Raw genomic sequence first — 18,457 nt, 5'->3', positions numbered from 1 at the left:
TCTTTGTCTTTAAAAACGCTCCGCGTCTTTACGCCGGCCGCAGTAAGAATGCCGGGCTCGGTATTCTTACTATGTTGCTACGCGCCTTGCACCAGCTGTGAAAGCAGGCTGTCTATGTGGTAGCGCAGCGCAAAATACAGCGCCGTCACCGCCACCAGCGAAACGCCGGTCCAGAACAGCAGAGAGGCGCCGCGCCACGTTCCTTTTCCGCCGGAGAAGGCGTTCAGCAAAGAACCGCCGTTTGAGCTTGAGGCTTTCGGCAGCAAATCGCGTACGGCCATCACCAGCGCTTCCCGCTCGCCCTGCGGCTGCGACTGATAGCGGCCCTGAAAGCCCAGTCCCAGCACGCGGTCGTAGCAGGCCAGCACCAGCTGGCTTCCCTCAGGATGGCGAATGCGCTCGCGAATGCGTTCGTAAAGCGTATCCCCCGCCTGATAGGTGTTGAAAAACGTCACCTGCAGCGGCACCCCTTGCCACACTTCATAGCCTTCGTCGCTGCTTCTTTGCAGAACGGTTTCATCCAGCAGCGCGCAGGCGGCATAGCTCACGTCGTCAATCACGGCGGCGTCGTACTGCATCTCCGTCAGGCGCTGGCGAAGCTCGGTGATTTGATCCACGCAGCGTTTGTAGAGAACCTCGCCCTTCTCGACGACGGCGCCCGCCCGCAGGTGGACGACGGTCAGGGCGACGTCGCGCAACAGGTCGTCAATGGAAACGGTTTGACTGCTTTGACTCATGATTTAAGTACCGCAAAAAGCTCCAGTGAAACGTCCGGCAGCGAACGGGGAACATAAAACTCACAGCAGCGGGCGGCCAACATGCTGGCCGCAGCCGGGTGAGCTAAGTCCAGCGCAAAGTACTGGTTGTCCAGACGCAGCGGGATGGCTGCCGGCACGTGGCTGAGCGTTTTGAGAGGAATACCGGAAAGCGCCGAGTTGACTATCTGACTGACGTCGTCCGGAGAGCCTACCTTGCACAGCAGCGGGAACAGCTCCAGCAGTTGGTGCGCAGGCATGGACGAACGCACGGACAGGAAGAAATCGGCGTCTTCCGTCAGGCGGACGTCCTGCAGGCGGCCCGACCAGCGGGTGCCGCGATCGTGAATAAGCTCGATGGCGATGACCCGCGACGGCAGGCTGGCTTCCAGCAGTTCGCTAATCAATCGAAACAGCGGCGGAAAAACCTGATTAAGCTGCTTGTGCTGATAGGCGGGAATAGCCTCAACGTCGTGCTCAAGAGAGAACGTCAACAGCGCGCCGGCCAGCGACGAAAGCTGCTGGTAAAGGCGCTCAGGATGAGATGCCGGATACTGCTGTAAAAACTTCAGCAGCGGCTCGTGGCCGTTAAGCGCGTTCAAAAGCCAGAACAGCGAAACGTCCGCTACGGCAAACTCCGCCATCTGCTGATTGCGCTCTCGCCGCATGCCCATCAGGCGCTGGCGCTTGGCCTGCACCTGCGTACACAGCATGTCCAGCTGCTGAGTCAAAACGCCGCCCGCGGCGGTCAGATTCAGCATCGGCGGAAGAAACGAAGCGTCAACGGTGAATACGCCGTTCGCGTCGCGCTTAAGGCGCGCGATGGGGCAGGTGAGGTAGTCGCCCTGCTCTTCAAAGTCGAACAGCATCGTGAGCGCATAGCGCTCCACGGCGATGGACTCATTTCCCTGCCCAAACAGGTCCTGCACCTCAACCCACTCCTGACGATAGCGCAGCGGCCTTTCGGAATGTGCGCCATCCTGATGGCAGTTGCCGCCGTTGGCATGCAGCAGCGGCAGACCAAGCAGCACGACTATGGAGCTGCGATCGGCCGGGACGCTTTGCCGCAGGTCGCGAGCCGGCGGTAAAGCGTCCGACACGTCGGTATCAATCCAGGTGCCGTCGGGAAGACGGACGCTCAGGCTTTCCGCATGGAGCCGATTAAGCGACAGCGCCTGAGGGTCAAACGTCGCGCGCTGGACGCCCCAGGGGTTAGCCAGACCGAGTCTGGCTACCTGATCGTTGCTGAACGCTTCCCATCGGCTTTGCTGCTGGAACTGTTCCGGCGACAAAAAGGCGCCTTCAGTCCATAGCGGGCGGTGGATCTTCATTGTTGCAGACTCCAGATCCCGGGGGGATTACGCCTTGGCCTTTGGCATCTGTGACACCATAGACAGGTTGATATCCATACCTTCGATCTGGAAGTGAGGCACCAGGAAGGTCTTCACGCGGAAGAAGCCCGGGTTGTCCTCAATGTCCTCAACCAGCACTTTCGCCTGACGCAGCGGATGCGACGCCTGAACTTCATCGCTCGGGTCGGTCATTTCCGTCACCAGATTGTTGATCCAGGTGTTCAGCTCAAGCTCCAGCACGCGGCGATCTTTGGTCGCGCCGATGTTTTCACGCTGAATGACCTTCAGATAGTGAGCGATACGAGACAGCAGGAAGATGTACGGCAGGCGCGCGTTGATGCGGCTGTTGGCCGTTGCTTCTTTGGTATCGTAAAGCGCAGGCTTCTGAGTCGAGTTGGCGGAGAAGAAGCAGGCGTAGTCGCGGTTCTTGTAGAACGACAGCGGGATAAAGCCAAGGTTTGCGAACTCGAACTCGCGGGTTTCCGGAATCAATACTTCGGTCGGGATCTTCACCTGATTGCCGGTGCCCAGATCGTAAAGGTGGATCGGCAGGTCGTCGACCAGGCCGCCCGCCTGCGGGCCACGCACCTGAACGCACCAACCGTTGCGGATAAAGCTTTTTACCATGTTGGCGGCAAACGCGAACGAGGCGTTGGTCCACAGGTAGCGATCGTGATCCGGCCCCTTCACCTGCTCAACGTAGTTGAAGTTACGCACCGGCACGGTGTCCGGGCCGTAAGGCAGACGCGCAAGTACGCGAGGCAGGGTCAGACCGATGTAGCGCGAATCGTCCGTATCGCGGAAGCTCTTCCACTTGGTGTACTCGGCGCGATCGAAATAGTTGGCGATATCCTTGATGGCCGCCACTTCTTCCATTGTTTCTTTACCAAAGAACGCCGGGCCTACGGAGGCGATAAACGGCATGTGCGCAGCGGCGGCGACTTTGGAAACGTTGCGCAGCAGGGCGATGTCCTGAGGGCCGCGGCCAAACTCAAAGTTAGAGATAGTTACGCCGATCGGCTCGCCGCCGGGGGTGTCGTATTCCTGAATGTAGGTATGGCGATAGAAACCGGTTTGGATGGTTTCCGGCGCATCTTCGAAGTCCTGCTGCAACGCCTCTTTGGAGACGTCCAGCACTTCGATTCTCACATTGCGACGGAAGTCCGTACGGTCGACCAGGAACTTCAGGCCGCGCCACGCAGACTCAATTTGCTGAAACTCAGGGTGATGCATGATGGCGTCCAGCTGTTCGCTGAGCTGCTTATCGATCTGGCTGATGTGGAAGTCCAGCAGGCTCTTGTCCAGCTTGTCCACCTTCTGGGCAGACTTTTGAACCATGTTCAGAAAGACGTTAACCGCCATCGTGACGCGTTCGTCGGCAGAAGCTTCCGCCAGCGCGTCGTTGTCCTGAAACTTAACCAGATCGTCAAACTGAGCGACCGGCGTCAGGTTGATTTTGTCAAACAGCGACTGATAGACGCCGCCGTTTTCTTTTACCGTAGTGCTGCCCGCTTTTGCGGAACTCACGTTTTGCGTAGACATAAAAAATCCTTCTTAAAATACGTATTGAAAAAAGACGTTATTGCGCGGAGCCATCGCCCGGCAGAGAGCCAATAGCGGCTAATTCAGCGCGCAGCTCATCGGATAATTGTTCGTCTTTTAAAATACGCTCCAGCTCCAGGCGGAAAGTGGCGTTATCCAACAGGTTGGATTTAAGGTCACGCAGCAAATTACGCATAGCGAGAAGTGAGCGCAAAGCGGGTATTTGTTTAGCAACCTGCTCCGGTTCAAAATCTTTCATGTCTTTAAAACTAAGTGAGACGTTAGTTTCAGAATCGTCGCCGGCAAGCGTGTTTTTAATTGTCAGCTTTGCTTTAGGATTGAGATCGGCTAATACCGCATTAAAGTTGTTTTTGTTAATAGAGATCTTTTCTCTTTCAGCGATCGGACGATTCTCCTGACCGTGACTATAATCTCCCATGACTAACAGCTTTAACGGCAGTTCAACCTTTTTCTGTGCGCCGCCGGTATGGAGATCCAGCTTGATATTTACGCGTGCGGCAGGGACTTCATTTTGAAAACTATCGGCCATATCTTTTTTCCTGATTCCTTATAGGTAAAACACACCACGACTACGATCCCTATTTCCTTATGCTTTAATACCCTGAAATACCCGACCTATCTCGGATGAGGGAGCCCCTCATGGTCAATAACAGTGGCTTTCTTTGCTAATTTCACTAATAAACAGACCAGCGCTAATAATAGATTCCTTACGTCAACCTTCTTTTCGCCTAGGTTTTGTATGAAATTTAACCTTCACTAAATGACTATTTTGCGGATTTTATATCAGACCAGAGTATCTATTCATACCTGTTAACTTTGACAGGTTCTATTATTCCTTCACTAAAAAATTTAATTGGTAACGAACAAAGAAAATAAAATATGAAATAAAAATCAGATCATCGAGAAAATTATTTTTTAATTATTTTCTATAAAACATGGTAAGGCGATTTTTTATGACACCCTTTAAGCTTATCCTTAGTAATTCTTATCTTATTTGTTAATAAAAATTAAAATTGAGAATAAATAAGATAATAAAGAATTAGCCAATTAAAATTAATTTCATATAAATCATATGATTTCAACCAAATAAACAACACAACGGATACGACGTATTGGCGCTATCAACGACAGAGCGAAACAGTAAATGACTATTTCATGACATATCTTTATCTTATATTAACCCTGATAATTTTCTAATTATTAGAAATATGTGATTTTTTTCTCTATTTTATCCAGATAGCGAAGAAGAGCCATTCATCTTATGAATTGATAACACGCTAATTATTTTAAATATTTTTTAAAAAATCATGCACGCAGCCAATGACTGGTCAAAATTCAAGCAAGGAGGTTTTTTCGAAAAGTGAAGATATCATAAAAGAAACGCCGTACTTAGACGGCAGCACTCCGGCCGATAGGCCGGAGCGGAGAGGTAAATCTGTCCGTTAAGGACACTTATAAACCTGCCCAACAACCTTAGTATCCATCGGTGCAAGATCGGACAGAATGTTCTGCTTTTCGCTCACTACGCCATAAAGCACGTTTCCGCCCATGGCCGCAGCCTTGTTGCGCAGATCGTTAGTTGCGCTTTGGAAAGAATCATACTCGCTGTTTACGCCAGACATCCAATTGCTTTGGCGGCCTTCGGCGCTGCCCAGCAGCTGACACTGAGCTCCGGGCTGCTCGTCCACGAGCCGTACCTGTTGGCCCGCGCCGGTAAGCGTATTAGTACTGCTACAGCCGGCTAACAGCAGCGCTGCCGTAGTGCCTAGTAACCATTGAATCCGCATGTTTCCTCCATATCTTTTTTAAGAACGGGACCAAGCTAAACGCCCCATAGAGATTATCCAAGTCAGAGTACCCTATTCACCTTCCCTATCGCAACGCCGCTTTAGGCTGTGCCCTAGAGTGTGTCCCGTAACTCCCTAGTAGGGAAATCAGACGGTTTTCTTCGCAAGCAGCGTAGCAAAGCGCAATCGGATCCGCTGCCCGCTGTCGTCCGTTTTGTGCAGCTCTCCCACGTTTTCATTGTATTTGACGATTTCCCAACCCTCATAGCGCTCTTTCAGCTCGTTCTCAGAAAAGGTGAATGAGAAAGGCATCGGACAGGGAAAGTCCGGCGTCGACATGGCGGAAACGATCAGGTTATAGCCGCCCGGCTCCGTCATTTCCTGCATATTGCGAATAATCTCGGGCACCCGATCGCGGTTTAAGAACATGAAAACGACGGTTGAGAAAATGAAGCCGTAGCGCTCGGTAATGTCTTGTTCATTGATGTTCCACGCCTGCGCCCGCAGGCCGTTTAGCGACTCGGCTTGGATAATGTCGTTAATCGCCTGAATGCTCATCTCATTTTTGTCATACGCCGTAACGTCAAATCCGAGCTTATTGAGATAAAGCGCGTTGCGCCCTGAGCCGCATCCAAGATCCAGCGCTTTGCAGGGCTCAACGTAGCGCACGGCGTTAATCACTTCGGAATGCGTTTTCGTCATACCGTACTTCTTCTGGGTATAGTCCTCCGGCTGGCAGTAGAAAGCCAGCTGGCAGTCCAGATCGGGGGAGCAGGATACAATCCGATGCCACGCCTGCGGCGCGACGAGCGGCGGCTGGCTTTCAGGAGAAAAAACGAAGCGTTCCGTTTCGGTTCCGTCTTCATTGAGCATGGCAAACGCCATATCGCCCCGAAAGACGGTAAGCTTAGCCCAGGTGCCGGCTTGAGTATTGTGCTGTTGCATAAACGCATCGGGGATCGTTTCACGACTCCAGCGGGGCATTTCTTTATAACAAATCAGGGACTCCATCTCAGACCTCTTTATTTTTCACAGCCAAACGCCGTTGGCGATAAAGATAAAGCTTAGCGCGTCGGACGCTGTTGGTGCGGTAAGCGATGAGTAATCCTAGCATGCAACGCTTCTTTGCGCCGTTGCCATTTATGTCAAAGTAAGGCCTAAAAGAGTTTTCTGAAATAACAAACGAGACTTTAGTCCCACTTTAAATATACTTAGCAACAGGCATAAATAAAAATCCCGTCAGCGTAATAGAATCCCTTAAACGAGATAGGCTAATTAAAAATAATATTTATGCGTATTGTAACTTAAAGAGAGAAAGGCATATAACGCAGCGAGAGAACGGCGGAGTTTCATACGGAAAAAGAGAACTGAAACTAACAGATATAGCGATACTGGCCGATGTCAACGCGGTGAACGAAGGCTTTCCGCTAATTGACAAACGACGAGATAATATCATCGCCTACGCTAAAAAATACGCAGGCTAATAGTCAACAATAAGAGAGAAAGAACCGTCAACGTAGCTGTAACTACGCCCGCTTCTCGGAGCCCAGCAGCCACCAGTGCAGAGGATATCCTTTCTTCACGCCGGTCTTTAACACCAGCCCTTCTTCCATCAGCTTAAGCAGATAGTAGCGAGCTTGATAAACGTTAATAATGCAGCTTTCTGCAATATCGTTGGTCGTAGGCGCAATTTTACGCAGCGTCTCATCGCTCATATCGGCACTAATAGTAACATTATCCTTTACCGCGGCATATTTCTCGGCACACTTCTGCGCCAGAGCGTCCAATATTTCCTGAGTAATCGCTGCGCCTTTTGTGACTTTTTGTACCGACTCATCACTATTTTTCATTTATCCCCCCAAGAGAAATATAAAATAGGCATAAATATTTCCGGATTATACACGAATTAGAAAAAATTCATCCATCACTGATGGATATTATCTTCTCTTTCATTTTTATCCGTCCGGATAAGAATGCGTTGAATAATACCCCGAGGTCAAGAAATAACCCTTTTATTCTTAAAGCGCCCAATGTTCCATATTATCGTCAGAGGCGCCGCCATAACGGAGCCTCCAACGAAAAATGGCTAATGGTTTTACTTCAGCTGTCGAACGGGGGCGCCTGCAAGGAAGGCTTGAATATCTTCAACCGCGCCTTCAAAATATCCCCGGTAGTTGCTGTCCGCTACGTAACCAAGGTGCGGGGTAGCCAGCACGTTAGGCAACGTGCGCAAAGGGTGCTCTTTGGGTAGCGGCTCGATATCAAATACGTCCAGCCCTGCGCCTGCGATGCGGTTTTCCCTTAACGCGTCAATCAGTGCGTTCTGGTTGATAATCGCGGCGCGCGACGTGTTAATGAGCAGGGCGCTCGGCTTCATCATATTGAGCTCATCGCGACCAATCAGCCCGCGGCTGCGTTCCCCCAGCACCAGGTGGATAGAGACGATATCGCTTTCTTTCAAAAGCGCCTCTTTTGATTCCGCAAGCCGAGCGCCGCACTCCTGAGCGCGCTCTGCCGTCAGGTTAGGGCTCCAGGCCGATACCTGCATGCCGAACGCGTTGGCTACCTGCGCCATGCGTCCGCCAATTTTACCCAATCCCAGCAGGCCAAGGCGTTTTCCGCTCAGGGTCATGCCCACGCTGCTCTGCCACGGCCCGCTTTGACGAAAAGCGTTATTTTCCTGCACGACGTGACGCGCCAGCCCTAAAATTAGCGCCCAGGTGAGCTCCATCGGCGGCTCTGAGCCGCTCGCCGTCCCGCATACGGTCACACCCTGCGCACTGGCCGCTTTCAGATCGATAGAAGCATTTCGCATGCCCGAGGTAATCAGAAGCTTAAGCTTTGGCAGTCGGGCAAACAGTGAAGCGGTGAAGGGAGTGCGCTCGCGCATGATAACGACAATGTCGCAGTCGCCAATCTTCTCGGCAAGCTGCGATTCATCGTCAATATGTTCGGTTAGAGAAAAGATGTCTACGCTCCCCTCCAGAGTCGACCAATCCGCCATCGTCTGTGCAACGTTCTGATAGTCGTCGAGAATTACACACTTTAAGTTCATAATCAGCATAAACTCCATTCAATCAATCGGTTATATAGGATTAAGATGTCGAGAATGTACACGCTGCCCGATATAAAAACCTTGCCTGACCTCTAATTTCCGATATTGCCTGACAACGCGTTCCAGACCGTGCCTCATCACTATACGCGGAGAACCTAACGCGCTGACGCCTGCTCAATGTGGCTGATTCGGCTTTTCATAATAAGCTTTCGTAACCATGGCGTTGTCAGAATTCTAGCCTTGAACACCTTGCTCAGCAGCTTGAGCCTCAGCCTGAACGTGCTCTTTCGGTAGGACGGATTCAAAGACGTTCCGCCCTTATTCAATATTCGGCTCAGCAGCTCCGCGCTGTCTAGCGCGTAGCTAATTCCCTCCAGCGAGCTGGCGCTGATAAAGCCCGCCGCTTCACCAATCAAAAACGCGTCGTCTTTGCCGCAGACGAAGTCTCGCCAGCCGGACGGGCACAGCACGGTGCACTTTTCGCTTTTCAACGCGGTGCCAAAGGTAAAACGGTGGAGCTCCACCTTCTCTTTCAGCATGTCATAGCGTTCGCGCCCCTCCTTCATCGGGAACGCGCCGCCAAAGATAAAGTAGCCGTCCTTACTGATGCTCCAGGCGTAGCAATCCGTCACGTCGTTATCAAACAGACAGGAGTAAAACGGGACGGGATGTTTATCTTCAAACCACTGCTGGATAGCCTGATAGCGGCGAATTTCATGCCGGGGATAGAGATAGCGGCGGACCATCGAGTTAGCGCCGTCGGCGCCGACCAGATAGCGAGCGTGGATACGCTTTTCTTCGCCGTCTTCTACAAAGGTCACATGGTAGCCCTCATCCGTGCGCTCAAGGCGCTTGCACAGCGTATCATGATGGACTTCCACGCGTTCGGGCACCAGCGACTTCATCCACAGGTCGAAGGCGTGGCGATTGATGTTGATGTAGCTGCGCTGATAGTTACAGGTAATGCCGGTCTGGGTGTCCAGCGTTTTGACGCTGAAAATCTGCGGGTTGGCGATAACGCTGGTCGGCAGGTTAAGCCCAAAGCGAATAAAGGCGCGCTGTGCGTCCGGCGCCAGCAGTCCGCCGCAGGGCTTTTGAAATCCTTCGCTTCCACTTGCGCGCTTTTTGTCCAGCGCGATAACCCTAAGTTTCTCACTCAGCAATCGCGCCAGCGTTGCGCCTGCCGGGCCTAAGCCAATAATGGCGACGTCATAACAGTCCATTGTAAATCTCCCCGTTTATTAATAGACGAGGAAGTTATACGACACGTGTGAAGCCGGCATGAAGCGCCGTTCAGAACGGGTAGTCGTGATAGCCCAGCTGTGACGATACGTTGCGCGCGGCCGCGTGCAGTAAGGCAATCAGTGCAGGCTTGCCCTCTTCGCTGAAGCGAACCGTCGGCAGAGAGAGGCTTAGGCCCAGGTTTACGACGCCAAAGCGGTCAAACACCGGCACCGCGATGCAGCGCACGCCCTCCTCCTGCTCTTCTACATCCTCGGCATACCCCTGCGCCCGCACGTTTTCCAGCAGGGGCAGCAACGCCTCCTTACTCTGAACGGCCTTACCGGTTCCGGGACTAAAGGTAATTTTAGCCAACGTATCCTCGCGAAGGCCGGGCTCGCACCAGGCCATCAGCACTTTGCCGATCGCGGTGGAGTGAACGGGATTACGGCGACCGATGCGGGAATACATGCGCAGATTGTACTGCGAGTCTATCTTGTGGATGTAGATGATGGCGTCGTCATCCAACGCGCCGAGGTGGATGGCCTCTTTAGTTTGCCGCGAAAGCTCGCGCATCGGGCCGTTGGCATAGCGGATCGCGTCGACGTGCACAAGCGCCTTCGAGCCCAGCTCAAACAGCTTGAGGGTTAGCGAGTACTTTTCCGTTTCTTCTTCCTGGCTAACGTAGCCCAGCGCTTTCATCGTCTGCAAAAAACGATAGACGGTGCTTTTTGACATCATTACCCGCTGCGCCAGCTCGGAAATGCCGATATCGCGCTCATCGCCCAGCGCGTTCAAAATGCCAAACACTTTCAGCACGGAAGAGACGGAATCCGGCTGTTTATCTAAATCCTCTGCCGCCATGGCGCTGCCACCTGTTTCGGGTTTCGTTTCAGAAAAATTGGAACACTGTTTCCAGTATAATGTTAAAAAGTTAGCTCTAACAATTCTTCATAAAAAATCCGTGGGTTATACCGTAAACGACGTCAGGTCGGCGGCCATTTCCGTATTGGGAAAAACCGTACGGCATTCCTCAAGCAGGCGTTCCTCATCTTCTTTGCCGTAGCGCGGACTCAGGTGGGTAACGATAAGGCGCTTGGCGCCGGCGTCTTTTGCCGCCTGCGCGGCTTGGCGGGTAGTCGAATGCCCACGCCCGTTGGCCCGTTCCGCCATGGAGGCTTCCAGCGTCGCTTCGTGCACCATGAGATCTACGCCGTTTGCCAGCAGCGAGGCGTTTTCCGCCGGCGCCGTATCGCCAAAAATCGCCACCTTTCGCCCCTTAATCGAGGGCCCCAGAAAGTCCCGCCCATCGATAATTCTACCGTCGTCAAGCTGAACGCGCTCTGCCGCTTTCAGGCGCTGAAACAGCGGCCCCGGCCTAATGCCTGCGGCCTTGAGGCGCGCGGCGTCAAGCGAACCTGGCCGGTCCGATTCCTCAATGCGATAGCCAAAGCTGGGCACTACGTGGTTTAACGGCAGCGCCGTGACGCAAAACCGGTCGTCCTGATGGATAACGCCCGGTTCAAACTCCACAATCTCCAGCGGGTAGGTTAAGTAGGAGGCACTGGTCGCCAGCGCGATTTCCACATAGGCCTTAATGCCCGTTGGCCCATAGAGCATCAGCGCGCCGTTCGTGCCAAGCATGGAGCGGCTGGTCAACAGGCCAGGCAGGCCAAAGATGTGGTCGCCGTGCAGGTGAGTGATGAATATTTTCTCAATCTTACCCGGGCTTATGGCGGTACGCAGGATCCGGTGCTGGGTGCCTTCGCCGCAGTCAAACAGCCAGACCGAGCCGCCTTCATCCGTTAGCGTCAGCGCAACGCTGCTCACGTTGCGCAGCCTGGACGGCGTCCCTGCGCCGGTGCCTAAAAAGAGGAGTTCCATTAGTCGTTCTTTTCCTTGCTTAACACTATGACTCTATTCTAATCAGATATTTAAGCGCGCGATCGTTACGCTTAAGGCGCATCAGGCTTTCCGGCAGCGCGTCAAACGGGCTGACGTCAAAAGGCGGCAGCGTCAACGCGCCGCGAGAGACGCTCTCCAAAAGCCCCTGCCCGGCCAGAACCAGTTCGGCCCACTGGGCGTCGCTGCCGTGCTGATGCATAGCCCCCAGCACGATCTCATGCAGGGACAGGCAGGTAGTAAACGCACCGACGGGCGATGAGCTAACGCGATCCTGCACGCAAACCAGGTGGCCATAGTAACCAAGAAGCGGTGCGAGCGTGGCGGCATGTTCGCCGCTAACCATATCAAACGCGGCGTGCAGCGCGTGAGAGCCCAACTGTTGACGCAGCTGCTGCCGCCAGTCGCTCTGACGGTAGTCGAACGCCGCAACGACGCCCCAATGCCCAAGCCGCGCATGATTAATCTCGCTAGCTGTGGCGTAAACCAGGGCGCCCTGCTCAATCAGCAGCTGGGTCAGTATTGAGCCCACGGATCCGCCCGCGCCGCTGACCAAAACGCGCTTACCCTTAAGGTCCGGCGCCTTTTTCATTGCCTGCCATGCCGTCAGCCCTGGGCAGGGAAGCGCGGCCGCCGCTTCGTCGGTTACGGATTCAGGAACGGGGATCGCCGCCTTGGCGGAAATCACGGTATGATGGCTAAAACTGCCGTTCGTACGCAGGTTGGTATGGTAACAAACGCGGCTGCCGATGCGCAGATGGCGCACGCGATCGCCCAGCGCCACAACGGTCCCCATTCCATCGACGCCGGGGATATGTCCCGGCTCCCAGAGGTTAAAAGGCTGAGCGATAAACTTCCAGTCGACGGGATTCAGGCCGATGACCCGATTGGCAACAACGATATCATCGCCACCGAGCTCGGGGAGTTCGGTATGGCTCAAAGACAGAGAGTCCGGCTCTCCGGGCTGCGACCAGCACCACGACAGCGTTTGTTTTGGCATTGTTTGCTCCTTAACCGGTTTACGTCATTACGTTATGGCAATATCAACCATCAGGCCCAGCCCCATTGCGACTAAAACAGCGCCCGCGCCGCGCTCTATCCAGTGTAGCCAGCGTCCAAGCCGTTCTTGTACGACAGGAAGGCCAATCGCCGACGCCACCAGCAGATCCCAAAGCAGCACGGCGAAAAACATCCAGATACCGCAACCAATCTGCTGTGTTAGCGTTACCTGGCTTCCGAGTATGGAGGTCATCAGGCTCATATAGAACAGCGCATTTTTAGGATTCAGCAGCGATGACCCGAGCCCAAGCGCCAGCTGCCTGAAGGCTGAAACGCCGCCTGACGCCGTATTGAGAGTAAGTTCTCCGGGGCGGCTTTTCAGCAGCTGCGTTCCAATATAAAGCAAATAGAGCGCCCCCGCCGCCTGAATTAGCGTAAACAGCCCCTGTGCGCCGGCAACGCTGCGAAATCCGACGATGGCTACAGCGATATAAACTGCGTTGCCCAGCGCGATGCCTAAACAGATGAACGCGCTGCCGCGAAGCCGATAGCGTATCGCGTAGCCGGTCAACAGAAAAAAGTCGGGGCCAGGGCTTAAAAGCGCAACGCCGTGCGCCAGCGCCAGCGGAAGAAACGCCGACGGTAACCATTCGTTTATCATAAGGTCCTATCCGGTTGTGAAACACCGGAAAGACTTTAGCCTTCGAGGGAGGGCTATGGATTGTCAAAAATTGATCTATACCCGTCATACTTCAAGTTGTAGATGCGTTGGCTGTAAATACTCGGCCCATCCATGGGCCTCGCCCTTGCGGGCCGCCGCAAACGGCGTTCAAATCTGTTCCAGACAGATTTGTCGTTCACCCCAGTCACTTACTTATGTAAGCTCCTGGGGATTAATGAGAGGCTCCTGCCTCTCACCGGAGGCCAGCCTTCGGCTGGTCAAATTCGTTCCCGACGAATTTGTCACTCCCTTGCCGCCTTCCTACAACTAGAATTATTTAGGGTATATTAAGCAGATACTGCCCCGGCGTGGCGGCGGTCGCGGCGACAAAGCGCTTGTGAAAGTGGCTTTGATCGCTAAACCCTACCGTCTGCGCCGTATCGGCAATGCTTTCCCCTTCTTTAAGCAGCGACTTTGCCCACTCGATGCGCAGGCTGTTGACATAGGCATGGGGCGTCATGCCGACCTCTCGATAAAAGGCGCGGATCAGCGTTTCAGGCCGAAGGCTGAGATCGTTCGCCAGTTCGGCAAGCGTTGGCGGCGACGACAGGCTTTCCTGCAGACGGCTGCGCATAAAACGAACCGCGCCGCGTTCCGTCGACGGTAAGTCGGGCGAGCAGTAGCGAAGCATCAATGGGTCTATAAACGCCGCAAGCGCACGTTCCCAAGCCTGCGGCTCTCGCTGCATCAGCGCATCGACCAGCGACAGGTAGCGTGAAAACAGGGCGGGATCGTTTATAGAAAAACAGGAACAGCGCAGGCGTTCAACCCGCGAATCTAAAAGGGAAGAGAGGCGCTCAAGGCACCAGTCGGCGTTAATATAGAGCATATGATAACTTCGGGCCTGCTCGCCTATCGGATTACAGCTATGCGCAGCGCCGGGTTCAATCAGCGCCAGCTCTCCGGCCTGGGCTCGTTTTTCCTGCCCGAGGTAGCGTACGCAGGTTTGTCCCTCAAGAATAGCGCCGATGGAAAACGCCCGGTGGAGATGCTCTCCGTACCCCACGCGGCTTTGATAGGTCGAGCGCAGCTCCACGTGCGGCAAAAATTGGCTTCGCCAGTATCCCTGTTTAACCGACTTTACTTGCCCAAGCGCACTTTGCATACGACGGCCCCCAGTTCCAACGGTGAAACGCCTATCTTAACGCGTGGGTAAAAAAACGGTCATTAAAAAATGACCGTTTTAAAAAGCAGATTTCGCCTACTTATCCAAATACCTTCGTCAGGTGCTCATTCAAACGCTTAAGGTTGTTTTCCACATCAGGACGCTTCATCACGTCGGTGCACAGGAAAGTCGGCAGCGGCGACATGCCTAAAAACTGGTTGGCCTTATGGAACGGCAGATAGACGCCGTCAACGCCGACGCCCTCAAAGAACTGTTCTGGATCGGTAAACGCCTCTTCCGGCGCGTTCCAGGTTACGGACAGCATGTAGGTTTTGCCCTGGATCAGGCCGCCGGAACCGTATTTTTTAGCGTCATCAGAACGCGTACGCCCGTCGTTTTCATACAGGCGACCGTGCCCGGCGGTAAACACGTCGTCAATGTACTTTTTCAGGATCCACGGCGCGCCCATCCACCAGCCGGGCTGTTGATAGATGACGGTATCGGCCCACAGGTACTTTTCGATCTCTTCTTCGATCTCATAGCCGCGGTCGACAATGGTTTCTTTTACGCTGTGGCCCAACCCTTGCAGCGTTTCAACCGCCGCGCGGTGTAAAGTCATATTCAGTTCGCCGTTAGAGTGGGCAAATTTTTTCATGCCGTTGACGATTAAAACGTTGCTCATAATATTGTTCCGTCCGATAAGAAAGAGTCTGCGGCCAAGCGCCGCTGAATGGATTAGGCTCTATTCTACTCGCCCTATTGAACGGAAAAACCACAATAATCGCATAAGATAATTGACTCACAGTCAACAATTCCTCAAACCCGTTTCGTCTGTTAAATGAAAAATAGCTAAAGAGGTAGAGAAAATGCTCCCTTTGCGCTTGGCGAATAGCATAATTTCATTCAAGATGGTGAGTTCCCTCACAAAAATAAAAAAGGAAACAGGCCGCTAACTATGAGTGAACTTACGTCAGACACAAACCCTCCTCATTCTCCCTGGCTCAGCTTTGTTAAAGGCTGTATCGCTATACTGCCGCTGAGCCTGGCCGTTTTGCCATGGGGCCTGTTAGCCGGCTCAATGGCGATTGAAACCGGGCTTACGGCGGCGCAGGGGGTTGGAATGTCGGCCATTATCTTTGCCGGCGCGACCCAACTGGCCACCATGGGCATGATTAAAGCGGGTTCAGGGCTCGTTGCTATCCTTATTTCGGCCTTTTTTATCTCGTCACAGCACCTGCTCTACGGCCTGACGATGCGTGAACGCATTGCGCCGCTGCCGCTACGCTGGCGTCTGATTTTGGGTTTTCTACTGACGGATGAGCTGTTCGCTCTGATAGGCGAGCGCCGGGAGAAAAACTTTGACCGTTGGTACGCACTGGGGATCGGGCTGTTCTTTTATCTATTCTGGCTCGCCTCAACGCTGGCCGGCGCCGTAGCCGCTACGCAGATAGAGGATTTGGGAAGCTACGGCTTAGACTTTTCCATCGCCGCAACCTTTATCGTCATTGTCGTTCCCCTGATAAAAAGCCTGCCCACGCTGGTCTGTGTGCTCACCGCACTGATTCTGTCGGTCGTTCTGGGCTATTTTCAGGTTCCGAGCTCCTTGATTATTTCAGGCGTCATCGCCATGTTCGCCGGGTTAATTACGTCACTTGCTATTGGAGAAAAGGCATGATTTGGGTAATTATTATCTCTACCGCGCTGGTCGTTTTCTTCAATCGCTACGTTTTTCTCGAGCCCAGCTTGCCTATTAAGCTAAGCCCGGTGATTAAAAAGCTGCTGAGTTTCTCGATACCGGCCATTTTAACGGCTATCTGCGCACCGATTATATTTTTAAACGACGGCGGCTTTAGAGACATCCCGCTTAATCCTTATTTTATCGGCGCGATTTTTTCTATATTGCTGGCAATGTTTATTCGAAACACGCTAATTTCCGTCGTGCTAAGCTTAGCTATTTTTATGCTATTAAAAACTGGATTATCATCTTATTTTTAATAAAAGATAATTTCTATTTTTGATCGGAAATTTATAACAGCTAATAAGATTCTTGCCTTATACTCTTGATAACTTCATCTTCTATCAAGAGTACAAGGATGATCCCTACGCTATTAAAGAAAGGCGCAAGCGCGCTAAGCTCTAACGTTCGAACGCTAAACGTTTCAAATTCCGAAGAGCTTTATAATATAACCAGCCTGATAGCCGATCACTTTCACGTACCGGCCGCATTAATTACTCAAACAGATAACGAGTCCCATTGGGAACACTCTTTTTTTAATCAAAATAAGAAAAAAGAAAATAAACATCACACCGTTGCCGAAAACATGTTCTCCAATAAGGATCCCGTTATCATTTGCGATCTGAGAGAGGCTCCTGATTATTGTAATCATCCCTTTATAACGGGCGCTCCCGGGCTTATATTTTACGCGGGTCATCCTATCTACACCAAAAATGGAAATATATTCGGCGTGCTGTCTCTGATTGATATAAAACGGCATGAATTCAGCAACGAAGATGAAAAACATTTCCGTTATTTCGCTAAAATTATAGAGCGCTATTTTCATTATCAGGAAGAAGGTCGTCGCCTCAAGTCGATAGAAAACAGCCTGACGAACAGCGAATCAATGTTCATTCAGACGTTTAACCTGGCCGCCGTGGGAATGGCCAACGTTTCGCTGTCCGGCAAGTGGCTTAAGGTCAACGGCAAGCTGTGCGACATGTTGGGCTACACTGAAGATGAGATGCTTAGCCGAACCTTTCAAGACGTGACGCACCCTGACGATCTTCATATTGGCTTTGAGCTGATTGACGACCTGCTTAACGACCGCATTCAAACCTACACCACCGAAAAACGTTATATCGACAAGAAGGGCCGCGTATTTTGGATCCTGCTCAGCGTGTCTTTAGTGCGCGACGCGCAGCATAATCCCAGCCACTTTATTACCGCCGTCGTTAATATCAACGAAAAAGTGGAAATGGAGAATGCGCTTAAGAAGCTGGCCGGCGAGCTGGAAAGCAGAGTAAAAGATCGTACCGAGCAGTTGGAAATCATGCTCCGCATGATGAACGCAGAGGTGGAAAAAAACAACGAAATTAAAGAGCTTCTCAATATTGAAAGAAACCGCCTAAAAGAAATCACGGATAACGTCCCTGCGCTAATTAGCTGCATCAATCATGACTATTATTACACCTTCGCCAATAAAACCTACAGCGACTGGTTTAATATCCCACCGCAGGAAATTATCGGTAAGCGGGTTCCAGAGGTCGTGGGAGAACACAGTTTCCTGCTGGCCGAGCGCTACCTGTCTTCGATGATGAAGGGTGAAAAAGTTGTTTATGAAAATCAGTTCGTCACGCAAGAAGGTTTGAAGCACGTACAGACAACCCTGATCCCCAACCCCGATCCGTCTCGCGGAGAATTTTATGTACTGTCGCTGGACATCTCCGAGCTTAAGTCTTTACAGGATTCCCTTATCGTAAAGGCATCCCATGATGCCCTAACCGGCCTTCCTAATCGTCGGGCCTTTATGGAATCTCTTCAGCAGCTGCTGCCAAGCGCAAAGTCACAGTGGATCGCGCTGTTTTTTATGGACCTAGACAGGTTCAAGGCCATTAACGACAACCACGGTCACGAATTCGGCGATCGCGTGCTGCAAACCGTCGCCCAAACGCTAAAACATGCCGTTCGCTCAACCGATATCGCCGCCCGGCTTGCCGGCGACGAATTCACGATCCTGCTCCACGGAGACAGCCATCCCCGCCACGTGGTCACCGACATCTGTGAGCGGCTGCTAAAAACGCTGGCGAGCATCAAGCGCATTGGAGAAACGCCCGTTAATCTGAGCATGAGCATCGGCGTTATCATCAAGAAAAACGCGCCGGACGTCACGCCTGAGTGGCTGATTTCTCAAGCGGACAAGGCTATGTACCAGGTTAAGGCCAACGGTCGAGGAACCTATAAAATCATTGAAGAAGAGTAAATTTTCATTTTGCAGGAGGG

The 18,457-nt window shown here is 52.5% G+C and carries 18 protein-coding genes; 3 read left to right on the top strand and 15 right to left on the bottom strand.

The features are described 5' to 3' along the window. Positions 1–77 precede the first annotated feature (77 nt). The 15 genes from tssL to G544_RS0114950 form a co-directional block, all read right to left on the bottom strand. On the bottom strand, positions 78–737 hold the full coding sequence (gene tssL, locus G544_RS20730; protein WP_051155785.1) for a type VI secretion system protein TssL, short form: 660 nt from the start codon (positions 735–737) through the stop codon (positions 78–80). Beyond that, positions 734–2,086 carry a type VI secretion system baseplate subunit TssK gene (gene tssK / locus G544_RS0115015; RefSeq protein WP_027275365.1) on the bottom strand — a complete coding sequence of 451 codons (1,353 nt, stop codon included), beginning with the start codon at positions 2,084–2,086 and terminating at the stop codon, positions 734–736. Before tssK ends, tssL begins: the two co-directional genes overlap by 4 nt. A gap of 27 nt (positions 2,087–2,113) precedes the next feature. Next, positions 2,114–3,649, bottom strand: coding sequence for a type VI secretion system contractile sheath large subunit (gene tssC, locus G544_RS0115010; RefSeq protein WP_027275364.1), 1,536 nt, complete (start codon positions 3,647–3,649; stop codon positions 2,114–2,116). Between the two features lie 37 nt (positions 3,650–3,686). Then, complete coding sequence (tssB, locus tag G544_RS0115005) at positions 3,687–4,199, bottom strand: type VI secretion system contractile sheath small subunit (protein WP_027275363.1); 513 nt, start codon at positions 4,197–4,199, stop codon at positions 3,687–3,689. Positions 4,200–5,112: 913 nt separating this feature from the next. Beyond that, positions 5,113–5,457 (bottom strand): DUF4156 domain-containing protein, encoded by a 345-nt coding sequence (locus G544_RS0115000; RefSeq protein ID WP_027275362.1) that lies wholly within the window; start codon positions 5,455–5,457, stop codon positions 5,113–5,115. Between the two features lie 147 nt (positions 5,458–5,604). Then, entirely contained in the window at positions 5,605–6,468 is an 864-nt protein-coding gene (tehB, locus tag G544_RS0114995) for an SAM-dependent methyltransferase TehB (protein ID WP_027275361.1), read from the bottom strand. 515 nt (positions 6,469–6,983) lie between these two features. Next, positions 6,984–7,307: a FaeA/PapI family transcriptional regulator gene (locus G544_RS20725; protein WP_036024239.1), complete on the bottom strand. Its 324-nt coding sequence runs from the start codon at positions 7,305–7,307 to the stop codon at positions 6,984–6,986. Between the two features lie 245 nt (positions 7,308–7,552). Beyond that, the gene (locus G544_RS0114985; protein ID WP_027275360.1) at positions 7,553–8,512 is read right to left on the bottom strand and encodes a D-2-hydroxyacid dehydrogenase family protein; all 960 of its coding nucleotides are present in this window, start codon (positions 8,510–8,512) and stop codon (positions 7,553–7,555) included. A gap of 155 nt (positions 8,513–8,667) precedes the next feature. Continuing rightward, on the bottom strand, positions 8,668–9,735 hold the full coding sequence (locus G544_RS0114980; protein ID WP_027275359.1) for an FAD-binding protein: 1,068 nt from the start codon (positions 9,733–9,735) through the stop codon (positions 8,668–8,670). 70 nt (positions 9,736–9,805) lie between these two features. Beyond that, entirely contained in the window at positions 9,806–10,597 is a 792-nt protein-coding gene (gene kdgR, locus G544_RS0114975; protein WP_027275358.1) for a DNA-binding transcriptional regulator KdgR, read from the bottom strand. Positions 10,598–10,702: 105 nt separating this feature from the next. After that, a complete protein-coding gene (gene rnz, locus G544_RS0114970) occupies positions 10,703–11,617 on the bottom strand; it encodes a ribonuclease Z (protein ID WP_027275357.1) in 915 nt (304 codons plus the stop codon). 25 nt (positions 11,618–11,642) lie between these two features. Further along, positions 11,643–12,635 (bottom strand): zinc-binding dehydrogenase, encoded by a 993-nt coding sequence (locus G544_RS0114965; RefSeq protein ID WP_027275356.1) that lies wholly within the window; start codon positions 12,633–12,635, stop codon positions 11,643–11,645. A 27-nt stretch (positions 12,636–12,662) separates the two neighbouring features. Then, entirely contained in the window at positions 12,663–13,295 is a 633-nt protein-coding gene (locus G544_RS0114960; RefSeq protein WP_027275355.1) for a LysE family translocator, read from the bottom strand. Between the two features lie 337 nt (positions 13,296–13,632). Next, positions 13,633–14,460 (bottom strand): helix-turn-helix transcriptional regulator, encoded by an 828-nt coding sequence (locus G544_RS0114955; protein ID WP_027275354.1) that lies wholly within the window; start codon positions 14,458–14,460, stop codon positions 13,633–13,635. 100 nt (positions 14,461–14,560) lie between these two features. Then, positions 14,561–15,142, bottom strand: coding sequence for an NAD(P)H-dependent oxidoreductase (locus G544_RS0114950; protein WP_027275353.1), 582 nt, complete (start codon positions 15,140–15,142; stop codon positions 14,561–14,563). A gap of 273 nt (positions 15,143–15,415) precedes the next feature. Between G544_RS0114950 and G544_RS0114945 the strand changes: the two genes are divergently transcribed. The 3 genes from G544_RS0114945 (at position 15,416) to G544_RS0114935 (ending at position 18,437) form a co-directional block, all read left to right on the top strand. Then, entirely contained in the window at positions 15,416–16,135 is a 720-nt protein-coding gene (locus tag G544_RS0114945; protein WP_027275352.1) for an AzlC family ABC transporter permease, read from the top strand. Then, entirely contained in the window at positions 16,132–16,455 is a 324-nt protein-coding gene (locus G544_RS0114940; protein ID WP_027275351.1) for an AzlD domain-containing protein, read from the top strand. Before G544_RS0114945 ends, G544_RS0114940 begins: the two co-directional genes overlap by 4 nt. 470 nt (positions 16,456–16,925) lie before the next feature. Further along, positions 16,926–18,437 carry a diguanylate cyclase domain-containing protein gene (locus G544_RS0114935; RefSeq protein ID WP_338043270.1) on the top strand — a complete coding sequence of 504 codons (1,512 nt, stop codon included), beginning with the start codon at positions 16,926–16,928 and terminating at the stop codon, positions 18,435–18,437. Positions 18,438–18,457 lie beyond the last annotated feature (20 nt).

The organism is Leminorella grimontii ATCC 33999 = DSM 5078 (assembly GCF_000439085.1).
Taxonomy (GTDB): domain Bacteria; phylum Pseudomonadota; class Gammaproteobacteria; order Enterobacterales; family Enterobacteriaceae; genus Leminorella; species Leminorella grimontii.
This window is presented reverse-complemented; position numbering and strand designations above follow the sequence as displayed.

What these genes read in the sequence shown, in the direction of transcription:
- tssL (WP_051155785.1), bottom strand. Translation starts at nt 737, where the DNA reads ATGAGTCAAAGCAGTCAAACCGTTTCCATTGACGACCTGTTGCGCGAC.
- tssK (WP_027275365.1), bottom strand. Translation starts at nt 2,086, where the DNA reads ATGAAGATCCACCGCCCGCTATGGACTGAAGGCGCCTTTTTGTCGCCG.
- tssC (WP_027275364.1), bottom strand. Translation starts at nt 3,649, where the DNA reads ATGTCTACGCAAAACGTGAGTTCCGCAAAAGCGGGCAGCACTACGGTA.
- tssB (WP_027275363.1), bottom strand. Translation starts at nt 4,199, where the DNA reads ATGGCCGATAGTTTTCAAAATGAAGTCCCTGCCGCACGCGTAAATATC.
- G544_RS0115000 (WP_027275362.1), bottom strand. Translation starts at nt 5,457, where the DNA reads ATGCGGATTCAATGGTTACTAGGCACTACGGCAGCGCTGCTGTTAGCC.
- tehB (WP_027275361.1), bottom strand. Translation starts at nt 6,468, where the DNA reads ATGGAGTCCCTGATTTGTTATAAAGAAATGCCCCGCTGGAGTCGTGAA.
- G544_RS20725 (WP_036024239.1), bottom strand. Translation starts at nt 7,307, where the DNA reads ATGAAAAATAGTGATGAGTCGGTACAAAAAGTCACAAAAGGCGCAGCG.
- G544_RS0114985 (WP_027275360.1), bottom strand. Translation starts at nt 8,512, where the DNA reads ATGAACTTAAAGTGTGTAATTCTCGACGACTATCAGAACGTTGCACAG.
- G544_RS0114980 (WP_027275359.1), bottom strand. Translation starts at nt 9,735, where the DNA reads ATGGACTGTTATGACGTCGCCATTATTGGCTTAGGCCCGGCAGGCGCA.
- kdgR (WP_027275358.1), bottom strand. Translation starts at nt 10,597, where the DNA reads ATGGCGGCAGAGGATTTAGATAAACAGCCGGATTCCGTCTCTTCCGTG.
- rnz (WP_027275357.1), bottom strand. Translation starts at nt 11,617, where the DNA reads ATGGAACTCCTCTTTTTAGGCACCGGCGCAGGGACGCCGTCCAGGCTG.
- G544_RS0114965 (WP_027275356.1), bottom strand. Translation starts at nt 12,635, where the DNA reads ATGCCAAAACAAACGCTGTCGTGGTGCTGGTCGCAGCCCGGAGAGCCG.
- G544_RS0114960 (WP_027275355.1), bottom strand. Translation starts at nt 13,295, where the DNA reads ATGATAAACGAATGGTTACCGTCGGCGTTTCTTCCGCTGGCGCTGGCG.
- G544_RS0114955 (WP_027275354.1), bottom strand. Translation starts at nt 14,460, where the DNA reads ATGCAAAGTGCGCTTGGGCAAGTAAAGTCGGTTAAACAGGGATACTGG.
- G544_RS0114950 (WP_027275353.1), bottom strand. Translation starts at nt 15,142, where the DNA reads ATGAGCAACGTTTTAATCGTCAACGGCATGAAAAAATTTGCCCACTCT.
- G544_RS0114945 (WP_027275352.1), top strand. Translation starts at nt 15,416, where the DNA reads ATGAGTGAACTTACGTCAGACACAAACCCTCCTCATTCTCCCTGGCTC.
- G544_RS0114940 (WP_027275351.1), top strand. Translation starts at nt 16,132, where the DNA reads ATGATTTGGGTAATTATTATCTCTACCGCGCTGGTCGTTTTCTTCAAT.